The sequence below is a fragment of the Mixta tenebrionis genome (assembly GCF_006517625.1).
Classification (GTDB): Bacteria; Pseudomonadota; Gammaproteobacteria; order Enterobacterales; family Enterobacteriaceae; genus Mixta; species Mixta tenebrionis.
The window spans coordinates 1-18,575 of sequence record NZ_VHQI01000015.1 but is presented as its reverse complement, the minus strand read 5'-3'; the positions used below and the strand labels follow the sequence as shown (position 1 = coordinate 18,575).

General features: G+C 57.6%; 16 protein-coding genes and 1 tRNA gene. 12 read left to right on the top strand and 5 right to left on the bottom strand.

Going from position 1 to position 18,575, the window contains the following annotated elements:
• Window positions 1–116 precede the first annotated feature (116 nt).
• Complete coding sequence (locus FKM52_RS18840) at window positions 117–1,526, top strand: aminotransferase-like domain-containing protein (RefSeq protein WP_141177701.1); 1,410 nt, start codon at window positions 117–119, stop codon at window positions 1,524–1,526.
• 42 nt (window positions 1,527–1,568) lie between these two features.
• Here FKM52_RS18840 and FKM52_RS18835 read toward each other — a convergent pair whose 3' ends face one another.
• Window positions 1,569–2,051 carry a YlaC family protein gene (locus FKM52_RS18835; RefSeq protein WP_141177700.1) on the bottom strand — a complete coding sequence of 161 codons (483 nt, stop codon included), beginning with the start codon at window positions 2,049–2,051 and terminating at the stop codon, window positions 1,569–1,571.
• A 225-nt stretch (window positions 2,052–2,276) separates the two neighbouring features.
• On the opposite strand from FKM52_RS18835, the gene FKM52_RS18830 reads away from it, so the two are divergent.
• A complete protein-coding gene (locus FKM52_RS18830; protein ID WP_141177699.1) occupies window positions 2,277–2,882 on the top strand; it encodes a cupin domain-containing protein in 606 nt (201 codons plus the stop codon).
• 93 nt (window positions 2,883–2,975) lie between these two features.
• Here FKM52_RS18830 and FKM52_RS18825 read toward each other — a convergent pair whose 3' ends face one another.
• Window positions 2,976–3,596, bottom strand: a complete 621-nt coding sequence (locus tag FKM52_RS18825; protein ID WP_141177698.1) for a response regulator transcription factor — start codon at window positions 3,594–3,596, stop codon at window positions 2,976–2,978.
• 836 nt (window positions 3,597–4,432) lie between these two features.
• Here FKM52_RS18825 and mdcA point away from each other — a divergent pair.
• The 8 genes from mdcA to mdcH all read left to right on the top strand — a co-directional run bounded on the left by mdcA (window position 4,433) and on the right by mdcH (window position 11,502).
• Entirely contained in the window at window positions 4,433–6,088 is a 1,656-nt protein-coding gene (gene mdcA / locus FKM52_RS18820; protein ID WP_141177697.1) for a malonate decarboxylase subunit alpha, read from the top strand.
• Window positions 6,089–6,093: 5 nt separating this feature from the next.
• Window positions 6,094–6,948, top strand: a complete 855-nt coding sequence (locus tag FKM52_RS18815; RefSeq protein WP_377092330.1) for a triphosphoribosyl-dephospho-CoA synthase — start codon at window positions 6,094–6,096, stop codon at window positions 6,946–6,948.
• A 7-nt stretch (window positions 6,949–6,955) separates the two neighbouring features.
• Window positions 6,956–7,255 carry a malonate decarboxylase acyl carrier protein gene (mdcC, locus tag FKM52_RS18810; RefSeq protein WP_141177695.1) on the top strand — a complete coding sequence of 100 codons (300 nt, stop codon included), beginning with the start codon at window positions 6,956–6,958 and terminating at the stop codon, window positions 7,253–7,255.
• Window positions 7,248–8,081 (top strand): biotin-independent malonate decarboxylase subunit beta, encoded by an 834-nt coding sequence (locus tag FKM52_RS18805; protein ID WP_141177694.1) that lies wholly within the window; start codon window positions 7,248–7,250, stop codon window positions 8,079–8,081. Before mdcC ends, FKM52_RS18805 begins: the two co-directional genes overlap by 8 nt.
• Entirely contained in the window at window positions 8,078–8,878 is an 801-nt protein-coding gene (gene mdcE / locus FKM52_RS18800) for a biotin-independent malonate decarboxylase subunit gamma (protein ID WP_141177693.1), read from the top strand. The genes FKM52_RS18805 and mdcE overlap by 4 nt, the downstream gene beginning before the upstream one ends.
• Before the next feature lie 136 nt (window positions 8,879–9,014).
• Window positions 9,015–9,974 carry an AEC family transporter gene (locus FKM52_RS18795; RefSeq protein WP_141177692.1) on the top strand — a complete coding sequence of 320 codons (960 nt, stop codon included), beginning with the start codon at window positions 9,015–9,017 and terminating at the stop codon, window positions 9,972–9,974.
• A 3-nt stretch (window positions 9,975–9,977) separates the two neighbouring features.
• On the top strand, window positions 9,978–10,595 hold the full coding sequence (locus FKM52_RS18790; RefSeq protein WP_141177691.1) for a malonate decarboxylase holo-ACP synthase: 618 nt from the start codon (window positions 9,978–9,980) through the stop codon (window positions 10,593–10,595).
• A 4-nt stretch (window positions 10,596–10,599) separates the two neighbouring features.
• On the top strand, window positions 10,600–11,502 hold the full coding sequence (gene mdcH / locus FKM52_RS18785; RefSeq protein ID WP_141177690.1) for a malonate decarboxylase subunit epsilon: 903 nt from the start codon (window positions 10,600–10,602) through the stop codon (window positions 11,500–11,502).
• A 209-nt stretch (window positions 11,503–11,711) separates the two neighbouring features.
• Here the strand turns inward: mdcH and FKM52_RS18780 are convergent, their stop codons facing one another.
• Window positions 11,712–12,662: a LysR family transcriptional regulator gene (locus FKM52_RS18780; protein WP_141177689.1), complete on the bottom strand. Its 951-nt coding sequence runs from the start codon at window positions 12,660–12,662 to the stop codon at window positions 11,712–11,714.
• Between the two features lie 372 nt (window positions 12,663–13,034).
• On the opposite strand from FKM52_RS18780, the gene FKM52_RS18775 reads away from it, so the two are divergent.
• A complete protein-coding gene (locus tag FKM52_RS18775; RefSeq protein ID WP_141177688.1) occupies window positions 13,035–15,881 on the top strand; it encodes a bifunctional diguanylate cyclase/phosphodiesterase in 2,847 nt (948 codons plus the stop codon).
• Between the two features lie 43 nt (window positions 15,882–15,924).
• Here the strand turns inward: FKM52_RS18775 and ftnA are convergent, their stop codons facing one another.
• Together ftnA and FKM52_RS18765 are read right to left on the bottom strand one after the other, a co-directional pair.
• Window positions 15,925–16,437, bottom strand: a complete 513-nt coding sequence (gene ftnA / locus FKM52_RS18770; protein WP_141177687.1) for a non-heme ferritin — start codon at window positions 16,435–16,437, stop codon at window positions 15,925–15,927.
• A gap of 479 nt (window positions 16,438–16,916) precedes the next feature.
• Window positions 16,917–18,239: a methyl-accepting chemotaxis protein gene (locus tag FKM52_RS18765; protein ID WP_141177686.1), complete on the bottom strand. Its 1,323-nt coding sequence runs from the start codon at window positions 18,237–18,239 to the stop codon at window positions 16,917–16,919.
• A 192-nt stretch (window positions 18,240–18,431) separates the two neighbouring features.
• Here FKM52_RS18765 and FKM52_RS18760 point away from each other — a divergent pair.
• A tRNA-Phe gene (locus FKM52_RS18760) sits at window positions 18,432–18,507 on the top strand.
• The last annotated feature ends 68 nt before the right edge of the window (window positions 18,508–18,575 follow it).

Sequence of the window (18,575 nt, the reverse complement as noted above, 5' to 3'; positions counted from 1 at the left end):
AGGCCGGCGAGACGGGCCTTTTTACCCGCTATGCGGACTCTGGCCGGGCCATATCCCTTGCCCGGCAGACCAACTATAATGGCCGTCACCATTTTTTCAGGGGCCGGTAACCGTCTATGGCGAAATATCTCCAGCTGGTGGAGCGAATTCAGGCGCAAATTGATGCCGAAGTCTGGCAGCCGGGCGAAAAGCTGCCCTCGCTGCGCGATCAGGTTAGCCTGAGCGGCATGAGCCTGATGACCGTGATGCACGCCTATCAGGTGCTGGAAAGTCAGGGGATTATCGTCTCGCGCCCACAGTCGGGCTATTATGTGGCGCCTCGCGCCGAATACCTCAGCCAGCCGGTAACGCACCAGAAGGTGCAGCTGGCGGAAAGCGTGGATATCAACGCCTTTATCTTCGATGTATTACAGGCCTGCCGCGATCCGCTGATGATCCCTTTTGGCTCCGCTTTTCCCGATCCGGAACTGTTTCCGCAGCGGCAGCTAATGCGCGCCCTGAATCAAGTTTCCCACAGCCTGACGCCGGGCGATGCGATCAATAATCTGCCGCCGGGCAACGAGGCGCTGCGTAAAACGCTGGCGCGCCGCTATGCCCAACAGGGCATTACCGTAGCGCCGGATGAGATTGTTATTACCAACGGCGCGATGGAGGCGCTCAGCCTGAGTTTGCAGGCGGTAACCGAGCCGGGCGACTGGGTTATTGTTGAGAACCCGACGTTCTACGGCGCGCTGCAGGCGATTGAGCGGCTGAAGCTGAAGGCGGTGGCGATTGCCACCGATCCGCAGCATGGTATGGATCTCAACGAACTGGAACAGGCGCTACAGCGCTGGCCGGTAAAAGCCTGCTGGCTGATGACCAACCAGCAAAACCCGGTGGGATTTACCCTGAGCCGCGAGAAGAAAAAGGCGCTGGTCGAGCTGCTGGCGGAGCATCAGGTGGCGCTGATCGAAGATGACGTCTACAGCGAGATCTATTTCGGCGCCGACAAGCCGCTGCCGGCGAAGGCGTTCGATCGGCAGGGCAGCGTGCTGCACTGTTCCTCTTTCTCAAAGAACCTGGTAGCGGGATTTCGGGTGGGCTGGGTGGCGGCGGGCAGGCAGGCGCAGCGCATTCAGCGGCTACAGTTGATGAGCACGCTGGCTACCAGCGCGCCGATGCAGCTGGCGCTGGCGAACTACCTCGGCACGCGCAGCTATGACAGCCACCTGCGCCGGCTGCGCCAGGTGCTGGAGCAGCGTAAAAACCTGGCGCGTCAGGCGCTGAAGCGGCATCTGCCCCATGGCGCCAAAATCAACGACTCGCGCGGCGGCTATTTTCTGTGGATTGAGCTGCCGCGCCAGGTTAACGCCACTCAGCTCTATTACCGCGCGCTGGCGCATAACATCAGTATTGCGCCGGGCAGCATGTTCTCGTCGGGACAGCAGTATGCCAACTACTTTCGCTTTAATACCGCCTGGGCGTGGGATGATGCGATGGAGGCGGCGGCGGCCAGGCTGGGCGGGCTGATTGCGGAAATGATGTGAAGCGGCGAACGCCCGTAAGCCGGTACGTCTGCCGCTGGCCGCTCAGACGGCGGCGGCGGGCTTGTTGCCCCAGGTAAGATGATAAAGATCGTAAAAATCCACTTCGCCTTTCAGCGACAGCAGCTTACCTATACCTTCTCTGACGTGATCCGGAGTGGAAGGGTGGTTAAGGATATCGTTTACCGCCTCTTCTGACAGCGTGCGCACGTAATACCACTCGCCGTTATAGCAAACGCGTAGATCCAGCGTATCAATATCCTCAAAGCGGTATTTGGGATTGATATCCAGCAACATCAGAAAGCTCATCAGCAGCACAAACGCGGTGGCGCCCCAGAAGGCGGGCCAGCCGAGATAATCGGTGGTAAAGATCAGCGCCGCACAGAGACCGTAACAGATATACATCGTCAGCCACAGTCCGGGGTGCGTCTTGAGAAAGTTAAAGCTGAAACGCGGCTTGTTATCGCGCAGCTCTTCGCGGTTCAGCGTGTCGATTTCACGCAGCATAATCTGTTTGATGGCGTCCATTGTTTTACCTCGTTCATTGAAGCCAACGATAAAATAATTAAACCATGAGTATGGCAAGAAACAACAGAAACAGATTCTGATAAAAAAACTATAACAGTGATAACAAAAATTTGGCTTAAGTCTTATAAATTAGCAAGTTATGTGAAGCAGGCAACAGGCTTTCGGTTGCAAAGTTATTTACTTTTGCCACAATTACTTAACGTCGCGTTTAACAGGAGAGGCGCTATGATTCCTTTATCGGGCAGCCTGATGGCCATGATGTCATTTGCCGCCGGTACGCTATTTGCGGGCATGTCTAATAATCCGCAGCACCTGATGCTGTCTCAGCCCTCTAATGGCGTGCCTAATAATCCGCTGCCGCTGATTATCTATCCGCGGGTGGCGCCGGGCGAGGTAGAGGATATCGCGGCCTGGTTTGAACAGCGCTTTTCGGAAAATCACTGGCCGGCACGCTGGCGCGCGGCGATTTTTCCCTATACGCACTACCATTCTAACTGTCATGAACTGCTGGGCGTTGCGGCGGGCTGGGCGGAGGTGCTGTTTGGCGGCGAAAGCGGACGGATGGTGACGCTGCGTGCCGGTGATGCGGTACTAATTCCCGCGGGCGTGGGCCATCGACAAATTGCGGCCAGCGAAGATTTCTTTACCGTGGGCGCTTATCCGGCGGGCATGGAGCCGGACACGCTGCGCGATGAAAAAAGCCAGATGGAAAAAGCGCTGGCTACGATTAAACAGGTGCCGTTACCGCCGTTCGATCCGTTAACGGGCGGCGAAGGGGCGGTAACGGATTTCTGGCATCCTGTAGCACAGCAGATATCCCATTCTCATTAACCATCGGCGGGGCGGGGTAACCGGCCGCCCTGTTAACCCTGGGTAAACTACCTGCTGTGGACTGATTTAATATAGCGCAGGTTATTTAGTAATTTAAACCAGGTAATTTCTTTTCGCGACCTCATTAATATCAACCACGCTTTTAATGCCGAGCTTACGCAATATTTTTATTTTATAGGTGCTGATAGTTTTATTACTAAGCGAAAGCTGTAAGGCGATCTCTTTATTCGAATAACCAGCGGCCAGCTTTCTGAGCACCATCAGCTCGCGGCGAGAAAGCGACATAAGTTTTTCACTTTCCGGATGCAGATTTTTAGCTTCCACGCTGGAAGAGTTGGGATAGAATTTCACCCCTTTATCTATAGTGCGAATGGCCTGCAGCAGCTGGGCGGTGTCGTGACTCTTATAAAGATAGCCATCCACGCCAAGCATCAGGCAGCGCTGCATATGGAACTCGCTTTCCGAGGCGGTTAACACAATGATTTTCTGTTGATCGTTGATGCGTTTCAGGCTTTCAATGACCTGCATACCGTCCCGTCCCGGTATATTGAGATCCATAATCACCAGATCGGGGCGATGCAGGCCAACGTCCGCGATAACGGAAGTGCCATCTTCCGCTACGCCCGCAATCACATAGCCATTAGCGCGTAAATAGGCCTTGATGCCTGAACAGATAAACGGGTGGTCGTCGACAATAAATACGCTATTAATCATAAGCAGTCCTGTGCGATATTATAAAAATTCAAAGGAATAGGTTTTATTAGTTTGTTCTTATATGGTGTGGCGGATTATACCGCTCCCGATAAATCATCAATGTGAGAATTGTCTCTAATTCAAACTTTAGCCAGCTGGCCCGCCGCAGTTATTTTTTGTTGCGAATAAATAAGATGAGATTTCAATGGGTTGCTGGCTGATGGCGTCTTATTCCGCTTCACTTCTGTGTCGCCGGAATTTAAAATGACGATAAAATCTTAAAGCAAATAAATGTTTTTAACCTGCTTTCCGTGGGGGCCTGAAAAGGTAGTTAGTTAACTAAAAGGAACAAAACTTTTTCAAAAAAAGTTATTACAGAAAATAATAAATAAAAAACTTACCAGCCGTGACAAAGCTTTTTGGCTACGACGATTCAGGCAATGGCTCCTTTACTATGGCAAGTAGTATCTCATCCGTAACGGTAAAAAGAGAAAAAAAGCCAGTTAAGACAAGAAAATAAATGCTCTGCAATGCGTTCAGGCGGCGTTTTTTGCGCGCCAGGCCCATTTTAACGCCGCGCGCGTGCGGCGCAAACCTGACGAAACAGGATTACATAAAATAGCGCGGGGTTATTTTTTTTCAGTTAAAGTCCTGTTTATCAGCAGGCTAAACGCCCTTTTTCTGATACTGAAATAAATCTGAGCGCTGCTCGTTACTAACGCTAGTCTCTACTCAGATAAATTCCATTACTCTCAGGCTAATAATCAAACTTCCTGCTTAATTGATGCGCCGGGCTAACAGGCAGACACTTTGGTCATCGATTTCAGATAAATCATAAATGAGCCAGGAGGTTAGCTATGTTGCCTGAAACGTCGTCAGGCCGCGTCTGGGATACGCGTCGCACCGAGAAACAGCGACGCATTGCATCACTCGCTATTCCAGGCAAAGTTCTGCCCACTCACGATTTACCCGCCGTACTGGAAAAACTGATCGCGCCGGGCGACCGCGTGGTGCTGGAGGGGAATAACCAGAAACAGGCCGATTTTCTGTCGCGTATGCTGGCGGAGGTCAACCCGCAGAAGGTGCACGATCTGCATATGATTATGCCGAGCGTCAGCCGCAGCGAACATCTGGATATCTTCGAAAAGGGCATCGCCCGCAAGCTGGACTTCTCTTTCTCCGGTACGCAGAGCCTGCGTATTTCGCAGCTGCTGGAAGATGGACAGCTGGAAATCGGCGCGATCCACACCTACATCGAGCTTTATGCGCGCCTGTATGTGGATCTGGTGCCGAACGTCGCGCTGGTCGCCGGCTTTAAGGCCGACCGTCAGGGCAACCTCTATACCGGCCCCAGCACCGAAGATACCCCGGCGCTGATTGAAGCCGCCGCCTTCCGCAACGGCATCGTTATCGCTCAGGTTAACGAACTGGTGGATGACGCCTCCGATCTGCCGCGCGTTGATATCCCCGGTTCCTGGATTGACTACGTGGTGGTCGCCGACAAGCCTTTCTTTATTGAACCTCTATTCACCCGCGATCCGCGCCTGATCAAACAGGAACATGTCCTGATGGCGATGATGGCGATCAAGGGGATTTACGCTGAGCACCAGGTGCAGTCGCTGAACCACGGCATCGGTTTTAACACCGCCGCGATTGAGCTGCTGCTGCCTACCTACGGTGAAAAGCTGGGGCTGAAAGGCAAAATCTGTAAACACTGGACGCTGAACCCGCATCCGACGTTGATTCCCGCCATTGAAAGCGGCTGGGTGGAAACGATTCACAGCTTCGGTAGCGAACTGGGGATGGAAAACTACATCGCCGCGCGCCCTGACATCTTCTTTACCGGCTCCGACGGTTCGATGCGTTCAAACCGCGCCCTGTGCCAGCTGGCTGGTCAGTATGCGGTGGATATGTTTATCGGTTCAACGCTGCAGGTTGACGGCTACGCCAACTCCTCCACCGTTACCCGCGGGCGTCTCTCCGGCTTCGGCGGCGCGCCGAATATGGGGCACGATCCGCACGGGCGTCGTCACGCCACGCCGGCATGGCTGGCGATGATCGACAAGCCCGATCCGATGGTGCGCGGGCGCAAGCTGGTGGTGCAGATGGTGGAAACCTTCCAGGCGGGCGGTAAACCGACCTTCGTGGAAAAACTGGATGCCGTTGACGTGGCGAAAGCCTCCAATATGCCGCTGGCGCCGGTGATGATCTACGGCGAAGACGTAACTCACGTTCTGACCGAAGAAGGTATCGCCTATCTCTATCGCGCAGAGTCGATGGAAGAGCGCCGGGCGATGGTCGCGGCGGTAGCCGGTATCACCGATATCGGTCTGGGCGTGGATGCCAAACGCGTCGCGCAGCTGCGCCGTGAAGGCAAAATCGCCTGGCCGGAAGATCTGGATATTCGCCGTAGCGAAGCCACCCGTTCGCTGCTGGCGGCGGGCAGCGTTGCCGACCTGGTGGAATGGTCCGGCGGCCTTTACAACCCACCGGCTAAATTCCGGAGCTGGTAATGACGATGCAACCGCAACTCTCTGAACAGCGCGCTGAACGGCTGGCTGTACAGCTGGCGGAGCGGGCGAGCATGGCGCTGATCGATGAAGCGCGCCTGACGCCCAAACCGGGGCTGGTAGACGGTCGCGGCAGCGGGGCGCATCAGGATCTGACGCTGGCGCTGATGGAGCTTTCCGCTCGCAGCCTGCAGCCGACGTTCCACGCCCTGGCGCTGCACAGCTGGCAGCGTCCGGCAGATATCGCGCTGCGCCAGCGCGTTGGTCAGCTGGGGCGCGCAGGCGAAGCGCAGATGATGGCGGCTACTAACGGCGTCAACACCCATCGCGGCGCCATCTGGGCGCTGGGGCTGCTGGTCAGCGCCGTCGCCATGCTGGACGGCGAGGCGACGGCGGAAGCCGTTTGCCGCACCGCCGCCGCGCTGGCGAGCCTGCCGGACGATCGCGCGCCGCGCAGTTTCAGCAAAGGGTTGCGGGCCACGCAGCGTTACCGGGTGCCCGGCGCGCGCGAAGAGGCGCAGCAGGCGTTTCCGCATATTCGCCAGCTGGCGCTGCCGCAGCTACGGCGCAGCCGCGCAGCGGGCGCGACGGAAGAGCAGGCCAGGCTTGACGCGCTGATGGCGATCATGACCTCGCTCAGCGATACCTGCGTACTGTCGCGTTCCGGCCTGACCGGCCTGCAGGCGATGCAGCAGGGCGCGCAGCGGGTGCTGGACCACGGCGGCTGCGGCACCTTGCCGGGGCGTCAGGCGCTGGCCCGGCTCGACGCGGAGATGCTCAGCATGAACGCTTCTCCAGGCGGCGCGGCGGATCTGCTGGCGGCCACGCTGTTTCTCGATGGTATCTGTCTACTCACACATTGAGGATGTTATGGAACAAATCACACTTTCTTATCCTGCCACCCGCACCCTGCAAGGGCGTGCACTGGTTGGAGTAGTGGGCTCCGGTGATATGGAAGCCCTGTTCGTCCCTGACGCGGGCGAAAAACTTGAAGTCAGCATCACCACTTCGATCGTTAACTTTGAAGCGCGCTGGCGTGCGCTGTTTGACCGACTGAGCACCTTAACTGAACTGCCTGCCGGCCAGCTTACCATCCACGACTTCGGCGCCACCCCTGGCGTCGCGCGCATCCGAATCGAACAGGTTTTTGAGGAGGCGGCCCATGCGTAACGACAGCAGTTTTATTGAACTGCGGGCGCGTGAACGCGCGCACCTGCTGCTGGATGAAGGTTCATATCGCGAACTGCTCGATCCTTTTGACGGCATTATGTCTCCCTGGCTGCCGATGCAGGGCATCGTGCCGCAGGCCGATGACGGCATGGTGGTAGCGAAAGGCACGCTGAACGGCAAGCCGACGGTGGTGATCGCTATCGAAGGAACCTTCCAGGGCGGCAGCATGGGCGAAGTCTCCGGCGCGAAAATGGCGGCGGCGCTGGAGCTGGCGGCGGAAGATCATCGCCGCGGCGTACCGACTCAGGCGGTGCTCTGCCTTGAAACCGGCGGCGTGCGCCTGCAGGAGGCGAACCTCGGCCTGGCGGCGATTGCCGACATCCACGCTGCGATTGTCGATCTGCGGCGCTACACCCCGGTGATCGGCGTAATTACCGGTACCGTCGGCTGCTTCGGCGGCATGTCTATCGCCGCTGGCCTGTGCAGCTCGCTGATCGTCACGCGTGAGGCGCGCCTCGGTCTGAACGGCCCGCAGGTGATCGAACAGGAAGCGGGGATCGAAGAGTATGACTCACGCGATCGTCCGTTTATCTGGAGCATCACCGGCGGCGAAGTGCGCTATCGCAGCGGCCTGGCCGATGTGCTGGTTAACGACGGCGTACATGCGGTTAAGCAGGCGGTCAGCGATGCGCTGGCGCGCGGCGTACCGGCCCGTCATCGCACCGATAACTACGAGCCGATGCTGGCGCGTCTGAAAGCGACAGACACCAGCAAACAGGTAGAGAGCGAACAGATTAAACAATTTTTTGCGGGAGACGCGCTATGAAAACAATCAGTCGCGGCGAGCGCTGGCTGGCGCTGCTTAGCCAGGATGCGCCTCGCTTAGGTGGTTTATGTCCGTCGGTACAGGTGGCGGATGCCGATCTGGATGGGGAAAGCGTGCGTTATATCGCCGTGGTGCCCGATGAAAATAATCACTTCCCGCGCGCGGCCGGCGGCGAAGTCGGCCTGATGGAAGGCTGGACGCTGGCGAAAGTGGTGAAAGAAACCGTAGCCGCCGATGCCGGCGCCGAACGTAAACGCCCGATTATCGCGGTGATTGACGTTCCCAGCCAGGCTTATGGGCGTCGTGAAGAGGCGTTCGGCATCCATCAGGCGCTGGCCGCTTCCGCCGCCGCCTGGGCTGAAGCCCGCCTGGCCGGTCATCCGGTAATTGGTCTGATCGTTGGTAAAGCGATGTCCGGCGCTTTCCTGGCGCACGGCTACCAGTCTAACCGACTGATCGCCTTTAACGATCCCGGCGTTATGGTTCACGCCATGGGCCAGGCCTCTGCGGCGCGCATCACCCTGCGCAGCGTGGAAGCGCTGATTGAGCTGGCGTCAACGGTGCCGCCGATGGCCTACGACGTGAAGAACTACCAAACCCTGGGCCTGCTTGATGAACTGCTGAATATCGCTAAGCCGGATGAACCGGGCGAAGCGGAAAAGCAGCAGGTCGTTGAGTCATTAATTCGTCAGATCAAAGACGCCCGCGATGGCGATAACAGTCTGCAACACCGGCTGCGTGGTGAAAATCGCCGCAGCTCCGCGTTAGTACGTGAACGTATGCGCGCGGCCTGGTAATTATCATTCACGCCGGGACAAACCTGCCAGGTGGATAGTGATGGGCACGCGTTGCCCATCGATAAAAACAGCCTGTAAATAAAAATAAACCATCGCACCTGTGCCAACTTTCAACTCATTGTTATACAGGTGAAATATGACATATATCATTCTTCATGCTCTTGCTCCTATTTTTGTCATCATGCTTTTGGGCTTCTTAGCCGGTAAGGCAAAAATGGTGGATAACAAGAACGTCGCTTTACTGAATATCTTTGTAATGGATTTTGCACTGCCGGCGGCGTTATTTAGCGCTACGGTACAAACGCCCTGGAGCGGCATCGTTGAGCAGATGCCGCTGGTGGTGGTGCTGACGCTGGCGATGTGGATCACCTACGCCGTTATCTATTTTCTTTGCATCAAGGTGTTCCATAAGTCGCCGCAGGATGCCGCGGTGCTGACGCTGACGGTGGCGCTGCCGAACTATGCCGCGCTGGGCCTGCCGATCCTCGGCAGCGTGCTGGGGGAAAGCGGCAATACCTCGCTGTCGGTCGCCGTCTCTATCGCCTGTGGTTCGGTGTTAATGACGCCGTTCTGTCTGTTGATTCTGGAACGTGAAAAAGCGCGCGCCGCCGGTACGACTCAGGGCTCATCGCTGGCGATGCTGCCGGTGCTGATGTGGCGCTCGGTGAAAAAACCGATCGTCTGGGGGCCGCTGCTGGGGGTAGTGCTCTCCGCGCTGGGCATCCATATGCCGGATCTGGTGCTGACCGCGATTAAACCGCTGGGCCTTTCCGCCACCGCAACGGCGCTGTTCCTGACCGGTTTGATCCTCTCTGCGCGTCAGCTGAAGCTGAACGGCGCGGTAGCGCTCTCCAGCGTAACCAAGCTGCTGATTCAGCCGGCAATCGCCTGGGGTCTGGTACTGGTAATGGGTCTGCACGGCACGCTGGCGATTACCGCTATTCTGATGGTAGCGCTGTCCGCCGGCTTCTTCGGCGTGGTGTTCGGCAACCGCTTTGGCGTGCAGTCGCCTGATGCGGAAGCGACTCTGCTGATCAGCTCCGTGCTCTGTATTGTTACACTGCCGCTGTTTATCTCTTTAACCGCAGGAATGTAACCGATGCTGCCGCGCCCCCACGATTTGATTTGGCTTAGCGATCCGCAGGCGCTACAGGGCGAACTGCCCGACTGGGTAGCGCAGCAGTGGCAGCCCACGCTGCCGCTGGTGGTGCGCCGGGATAGCCATCCGGCGGGGCTGATCGCCGTGGGGATCCGCGGTATCGGGCGTGAACGCCGCGCCGCCGCCTGGCTGCCGGCTACGGCGGTGGCGCGGCGCGTTACGCCAGAGTCGCTGGCAAACGTTGCGTCGCTGCTGCGTTCGGTGTTTGTTTCCCAGCCGCCGGTACAGGGGGCGATTCTGCTGGCGCAGCGCGCCTGGCCCTGGCAGTGGGGCATTACCGGCAGCTGCGGCTACGCGCTGGCAACTGAAGTGCCGGTGCTGCATAGCGGCAGCGATCTCGATCTTTTAATTCGCGCGCCGCAGCCGCTGGCGCCGGAAAAATTTCAGGCCTGGCGGCAACAGCTGCTGCGCCTGCCGTGCCGGGCGGATACCCAGGTAGAAACGCCCTGCGGCGCCTTCGCGCTTAATGAGTGGCTGCGTGATGGGCGGGCGCTGCTGAAAACCAACCGGGGGCCGCGTCTGGTTAAGGATCCCTGGCAGGCAGAAACGGAGGTATAAGTTAATGAAAGTGCTGTTTATGTTTCCCGGACAGGGGCCGCAGCGCGTCGGGATGTTGCAGGGGCTGCCGGACGGTGACAGCCTGCTGCGTGAAGCGAGCGCAGCGTTAGGCGAAAATGCCGCGCTGCTGGACAGCGCCGAAGCGCTGCGTCATACCCGTGCGGTGCAGCTCTGCCTGCTGATTGCCGGCGTCGGCTGGGCGCGCGAACTGGCGCGACAGGGGCTGGAGCCGGAAATGGTCAGCGGCCTCTCTATCGGCGCGTTTCCCGCGGCGGTGGTGGCCGGCGCGCTGGCGTTTGACGATGCGGTGCGGCTGGTGGCGCTGCGCGGGGAATTAATGGAGCAGGCCTGGCCGACAGGCTACGGGCTGACGGCGATTACCGGCCTGCGCCAGAGTGAAATTGAACCGCTGCTGGGCGATTGCTACCTGGCGAATATTAACGCCGCGCAGCAGATGGTGATTGCCGGCAGCGAAGAGGCAATGCGTCAGACCGGCGAACGGGCGATAGCCCACGGCGCCCAGAAAGTTCACCGGCTGGCGGTCAGCGTGCCTTCGCACTGCGCATTGCTGGACGCCCCGGCGCAAAAGCTGGCGCAGGCGTTTGAAGGCGTGACCCTGACGCGCCCGCGCTGTGCCTATCTCAGCGGCAGCAGCGCGCGTCTGCTGTGGCAGCCGCAGCAAATCGCCGACGATCTGGCGATGAATATGGCGCGCACCGTACGCTGGCATGAGGCGATGGAGGCCGCCAACGAGCGCGATATCGGTCTGGCGCTGGAGATGCCGCCCGGCGCGGTGCTGACCGGGCTGGCCCGCGCGCCGCTGTCGCGCGGCGATGCGCTGTCGCTGGAGCAGGGCGGCGTAGCGCTGGCGCTTAAGCTGGCTCAGCAGGCGCGCTGCCAGCGCTAGCAGGTTGGGATTGTGTTCGCGATCNTAGCGCTGGCGCTTAAGCTGGCTCAGCAGGCGCGCTGCCAGCGCTAGCAGGTTGGGATTGTGTTCGCGATCGCGCTTAAGCTGGTTCAGCAGGCGCGCCGCCAACGCCAGGCGATATCTCCCGCGCATATATGCGGCCTTTCGCCGCCAACGCCAGCAGGCTGAGACCGTGTTCGCGATTGCGCTTAAGCTGGTTCAGCAGGCGCGCCGCCAACGCCAGGCGATATCTCCCGCGCATACATGCGGCCTTCCGCTACCAGCGCCAGCAGGTTGGGATCGTGCTCGCGATTGCGATCGAAGACGATAGCAATGGTCTGGCGCATCTGATAAGGCTCTGAAAGCGGCAGCAGCTGCAAACTGTTTTCATAGATGCGCCGCATCCGCCCCGGCACCAGCGCGAAACCGACGCCAGCCTGCACCAGGCTGAGCATCGAGAAGATGTCATTAACGCGCATCACGATATTGGCATCGAATCCCGCCACGCTGAAGGCTTCCTGAAAACCGTGAAAGGTGGCGAAGCCTTCCGCCAGCGAAACGAATTTTTGCTGGCGATAGTCGCGCAGATCGACGGATGTTCGCGTGCCAAGCTGCGCATCCGCCGGCGCGGCGAGAAAAATATGATCCTCAAACAGCGGCAGCACCTCATGACGGCGTCGGTCGATCTGGCTGTCGGTAATCGAGAGCAGAATCGCATCCAGCTCTCCCTGCTGCAGTTTCTCCAGCAGCAGCTGATTGGAGCCCATAGTTAAATCAAGCTCCAGATCGGGACGGCGCAGCTTCATGCCCATAATCAGGCGCGGCACAGTTTCCAGCGTCAGCGAATAGAGCGTGCCGATGCGCATATGTTTCTGCCCCAGCCCCGCCTTATTGCGCGCCTCATCGATGCCTTTCACCATCACATCTACCGCGTCCAGCGCATACTCCAGCAGCGTGCGCGCGGCGGGCAGCGGCTTCAGGCTGCGTCCCTGATGAATAAACAGCGGGCAGCGCACATTTTCTTCCAGCGTATGCAGCGCGCGATGTACGCTGACGTTGCTCAGATTGAGCTGCTCAGCGGCGCGAGCGATATTGCCGCTGGCCATAAAGGCAATAAAGATTTCCAGTTTGCGAAAGCTGATATCCGCATCAATTTTCATGCAGCGCCCTGTTTAGTTAAATATTCAGTGAAAACAAAGACAGCATAACCTGTTTATGGCAGCGCGTTTTTGATTTCCTCTTTTCCCCTCCGGCGGCGGTAACAGAAAAGTTTGTGCGTCGTGCCGCAATCCTCCTTGCCGCGCCTTGCCGCCAATCTGGCTTAAGTTGTTTAGTTAAGATCATTTCACCCGTCATTTGCTGAAAAAAACGCTGCCTTTGCCGATATGCATGAAATGGAAAGGTGCCGTCGACAGTAGTGATGTGGGCGCACCGGCAAGCTTCTCTTTAGCGTAGCGCTGAACAGCCAGACGCACTACGTTGCCATGTCCAACTCACCCAGACAGCCGTCTGGGCCGCTATCGGGCAACATAATGAACAAGAATCCAGACACACTTTATCGACTGTTGGTGCAAAGCGTGGTCGATTACGCCATTTATATGATCCATCCTGACGGCACTATCGCTAACTGGAATGCGGGCGCCCGGCAGGCCAAGGGGTACCTGGCGGAAGAGATCGTCGGCAAAAACATCGCTGTTTTTTACAGCGCCGGCGAGCAGAAGAAAGGCCAGGCGGCGAACAACCTTGCCGTAGCCACCCGCTGCGGACGCTTTGAAACGGAAGGCTGGCGCTATCGCAAAGATGGCAGCGCCTTCTGGGCGCACGTGGTGATCGATGCGATTTATGATGAAAGCGGCGCCATGCTGGGCTTTGCGGTTATCACCCGCGACTGCACCGAACAGCAGGCGCTGCTGCGGCAGAAGCATGAACAGGAGGAGAAGTTTCGGCTGCTGGTGGACGGCGTTACCGATTACGCTATCTACATGCTGGATGCCGAAGGCCTGGTGGTGAACTGGAACAGCGGCGCGCAGCGCGCCAAAGGCTATACGACGGAGGAGATCGTCGGCAAACATTTTTCCATCTTTTATAGCCTGCCGGAGCGCATGGCCTATATTGCGGAAAAAAATCTGCAAATCGCTTTTCGTACCGGACGTTTTGAGGATGAAGGCTGGCGCTACCGCAAGGATGGCAGCGCCTTCTGGGCGCACGTGATTATCGAGGCGATTCACGATGATAACGGCAAGCTGCTCGGCTATGCGAAAATTACCCGCGACTGTACCGAACAGCGCAGGCTACAGCAGGAGCGGCGTACCCAGGAAGAGAAGTTTCGTCTGCTGGTGGAGAGCGTTACCGATTACGCCATCTATATGCTCGATCCCGGCGGCCACGTGGTGAACTGGAACGCCGGCGCGCAGCGCGCCAAAGGCTACAGCACCCAGGAGATTATCGGCCAGCACTTTTCGCTGTTTTACAGCGCGCAGGATCGTCAGAATAAAATTCCTGATTCCAACCTGAATATCGCGCGTAAAACCGGACGCTTTGAGGATCAGGGCTGGCGCTACCGTAAAGACGGCAGCGCCTTCTGGGCGCACGTAGTGATTGACGCCATTCATGACGACAGCGGCAAGCTGGTCGGCTTCGCAAAAATTACCCGCGACGTTACCGAGCGGCGCGAGTATGAACAGCAGATCCTGCGCGCTAAGGATTTGGCGGAGGCGCAAAGCGAGCGCATGACCTCTATGTCGCGCTTTCTTGACACCATTATCACCAGTATTCCCTCCTGCGTGCTGGTGGAGGATGCGGTGTCGCGGGAAATTTTGCTGGTAAATCGCAAGGCGGAACAGCTGTTCGGCGTGGAAAAAAACAGCATGCACGGCAAGAAGCCGCACGAGTGTCTGCCGCCGGAGCTGAGCGACTATTTCAACGCGCTGGCGGATGCGGCGCTACGCAGCGAGGGCATTCACCAGAACGAGCAGCAGCTGATGACCGCCAGCGGCGATCGCATTCTGCATACCCGCGCCGCCACGGTGCGCGGCGGCGATGCGCGCACTCACTATGTGATGCTGATTGTGGATGACGTCACCGATCAGCGTGCCGCCGACGCCCGCATCCACCATATGGCTCATCATGATTACCTTACCAGCCTGCCGAACCGGATTCTGTTTCGCCAGCGGTTGAGCGATGCGCTGCGCCAGGATGGCCTGCACGAGCGGCAGACGGCGGCGCTCTGTCTCGATCTGGACAACTTTAAAAACGTTAACGATGCGCTAGGTCATCAAATGGGCGATGAGCTGCTGCGCGTTATCGCCAGACGCCTGCGCGCCATACTGCGCGAGCAGGATACGCTGGCGCGCATCGGCGGCGATGAATTCGCTATCGTGCTGCCCGGCCTTGGACGCCAGCAGGAAGCGAGCGCGGTGGCGCAGCGGCTGATCGATATCGTACAGCCGCCGATTAACGTGGAGGGGCATAATCTGTCGGTGGGGCTGAGTATCGGCATCGCCTTTGCTGACGCTGAACTCTCGACGCCGGAGCAGCTGCTGCGCTGCGCTGATATGGCGCTGTATGAGGCCAAGCGTAACGGACGCAACCGCTATGAACACTTCACGCTGGAGATGGATGCCCAGGCGCGCACCCGCCGCTGTATGGAAAACGATCTGCGCGAGGCAATTACCGAAAACCAGCTGCGGCTCTACTATCAGCCAATTACCAACAGCGAGCAGAAGGCGATAATCGGCTATGAGGCGCTGATGCGCTGGCACCATCCGCAGAAGGGGTTGATTATGCCGGGCGAGTTTATCGCCATCGCCGAAGAAACCGGGCTAATCCATAGCCTGGGCGCCTGGGCATTGTATGAGGCGTGTCGTGAGGCGAAGAACTGGCCGGGCGGACAGACGGTGTCGGTGAATCTGTCGCCGGTACAGTTTAAAAACAGCACGCTGATCGCGACGGTAGAGGGGGCGCTAAAAGCTTCCGGCCTGGAGCCGTGGCGGCTGGAGGTGGAAATTACCGAGTCAGTGCTGCTGGATGATTCGCTCGGCAATATTCACACGTTGCAAAACCTGAAGGCGCTGGGCGTGCTGATTGCGCTGGATGATTTCGGCACCGGCTATTCATCACTCAGCTATTTGCGATCTTTCCCCTTTGATAAGATCAAAATCGATAAGTCCTTTATCAGCGATATGAGCGACAGCCGGGAGGCGCTGGCGATTATCCGCGCGATTACCGGCATGAGTCGCAGTCTGGATATTCAGATTACCGCCGAGGGCGTCGAAAACCGTGAGCAGTTCGATAAGCTTAAGGAGGAGGGATGTACGCTGTTCCAGGGCTATTTCTTCGGACGTCCGCAGCCTTCTGAGCTGCGGTTGACCATGCTGTAAACCTGACCCCGGCAGCATGCTGCGCCGGGGCCGGGGAGCAATATCAGGCTGCCGGGCCGTGGCTGGCGCTGTCCATCGCCGCCAGATCTTTATCGACAAAGAACAGGCTCTTGCCGCTGTCGCCCACCAGCGCCAGCTTATCAAGCACTGATTTAAACAGCTTCTCTTCTTCATGCTGCTCGGCTACGTACCATTGCAGGAACTGGAAGGTGGAGTAATCCTGGCCGGTCATTGCCGCATGCGCCAGCTCATTGATTTTAAGCGTGATCAGCTGCTCATGTTTGTAGGTCTGCTGGAACAGATCCGTCAGGGAATCGAAGGAAACCGGCGGCGCGGGGATAGTGCCCAGCACCGGCAGCGCGCCGGTATCGCTGAGGTAATCAAACAGGCGCTGCATATGTTCCATCTCTTCGCGCGAGTGGGATTTCAAAAACGCGGCGGCGCCTTCAAAACCTTGATCGCTGCACCAGGCGCTCATTTGCAGATAGAGGTTAGCGGAATAGAACTCCAGGTTCAGCTGGTCGTTTAAGCGGGTGATCATCTCATTTGTCAGCATAGCATTTCCTTATTCGTGGCAGGCAAAATTTGTCTGGCGAATTATGCAGCAAACGCGCGGCGGGTAAAATGCTTTTTTTACCCGATTTTCGCTTTTAATCTTTTGATTTTAAAGATAATTAATTCGATATCTGAATGCGACTAACTCGCATTTTCACCCGTATTAGCACGCTAAAAGCATAACTATAGAGGTTTCAGTAGGTTATTGGTTTTATTTTCGCTAAATAACACGCTTTTTACGCCCGGCAGGTAATTTTCCGCCAGCCTGAAGAGAGAACCGTACTGCCCGACGGCCAGATGAAAAGGCGTAAAATAGTTGTTTATTCCCTTAACGGTGATGATATAGCGCTGCAGGAGGAACCTTTGGTATTAAAACGCGCTCCGCCGCCCGTGCCGACCGGGGACAGCAGCGCTGGTTAACTTTTTCCGCCAGCTGAACGGCGGAAAAAAGAGGCGGCGGGTTGGCGCCGCCCCGTATGCTTACTCCTCTTTCAACGCTTCGGTGACGTTGCTGATGGCGCTGACGACCTCAGCGGCGCTGCCGCGAATTTCGGCAATGACGTCTCCCGCTTCCTGAGCGAGGGCGACGCCGCGATCGGCGCGCTGTAGATTAGATTCAATACTGGTTAGCGCCTTACCCGCCAGCTGGTGGTTGTCCCTGACCATTCTTTCGATCTCGCTGGTGGCCTGATTAATGCTGGCCGCCAGCGAGCGTACCTCGTTTGCCACTACGGAAAAGGTGCGCCCGTGCGCGCCAGCCCGTGCGGATTCGATCGCGGCGTTCAGCGCCAGCAGGTTGGTCTGGCTGGCGATGCTGCGAATGGTATCGACAATCTGGCCAATACGGTCGGATTGGGCGCTGAGGCTGGAAATATCGCCGGAGATATCATGCAGTTCGCCCGCCAGCGCGTTAATATTTTGTACGCTGTTTTCCACCACGTCCGCGCCGAGGCGCGTACTTTCATTGGTGCGCAGCGCGGTTTCATAGGCCTGCTGCGCCGCTTCGCGCTCCAGCTGATTTTTCTCCACCTGGGCGGTAACGTTAGAGGCGAACTTGACGATTTTATACAGCTCGCCGCTTTCATCGAACACTGGGTTATAGGTAGCGCGCAGCCACAGCGTGCGGCCCTGCTTATCCACCCGCTGAAACTGACCGGCGATAAAATCGCCGTGATTCAGTTTTCGCCAGAAGGTTCGATACTCCTCGCTGGCGCGCAGCGCCGGGGTACAAAACATGCTATGGTGCTGCCCGATAATTTCCTGTTCGCGATAGCCGGTCGTCTTGAGAAAATTGGCGTTTGCTTTCAGTACCTTGCCCTGAAGATTAAAGGCGATCACCGCCATTGAGCGATCGATAGCGGTGGTCATGGCGCGCTGTTCTTGTGCATCCAGCACGTGCGCGGTGATATCCGACGCCAGCTTGACAATTTTTATCACTTTGCCAAAGCGATCGCGTACCGGCACATAGTTCGCCTCCAGCCAGACCGGATGACCCTGTTTATCCAGTCGCAGAAATTTATTGCTGAAGCTTTCGCCGCGCTGAAGCCGTTGCCAGAAAGCCTGATACTGCGGCGAGGCGGCCAGCTCCTCGGTGCAGAAAATGCGGTGGTGTTTTCCCTGAATTTCCTCCAGTTGATAGCCCATACGCTGCAGAAACAGCTCGTTGGCGTTTAAAATCGTGCCGTCCGGCATAAAAGCGATGGTGGCGATGGCGCCGTCAAGCGCGGCCAGCGTTGCGGAGGGATAGGCGCTCTGCTGTGAAGCGAGACGTGAAGCAATTCCTGATGTAATAGAACGAAACATGGTGAACCTTTATTGTGTTATGGGTTTCACCAGTGGTTATCGGCCCCGATGCTTAAAAGTTAAACGGCATTGGCAACAGGCAATGCGCTTTGCGGCAGCTTTTTAGCGATTGCTGCAAAAGAGCGCAAACAGAGATTTTTTGATGAAAAGCATTTGACGACCAGGCGCCTTTACGGTTTAATGCGCCCCGTTGCCCGGATAGCTCAGTCGGTAGAGCAGGGGATTGAAAATCCCCGTGTCCTTGGTGCGATTCCGAGTCCGGGCACCACTATTCATAAAGCCTCGCTGAAAAGCGGGGCTTTTTCCTTTCTTAGCTACGGTAGATTTCTGGTCGTT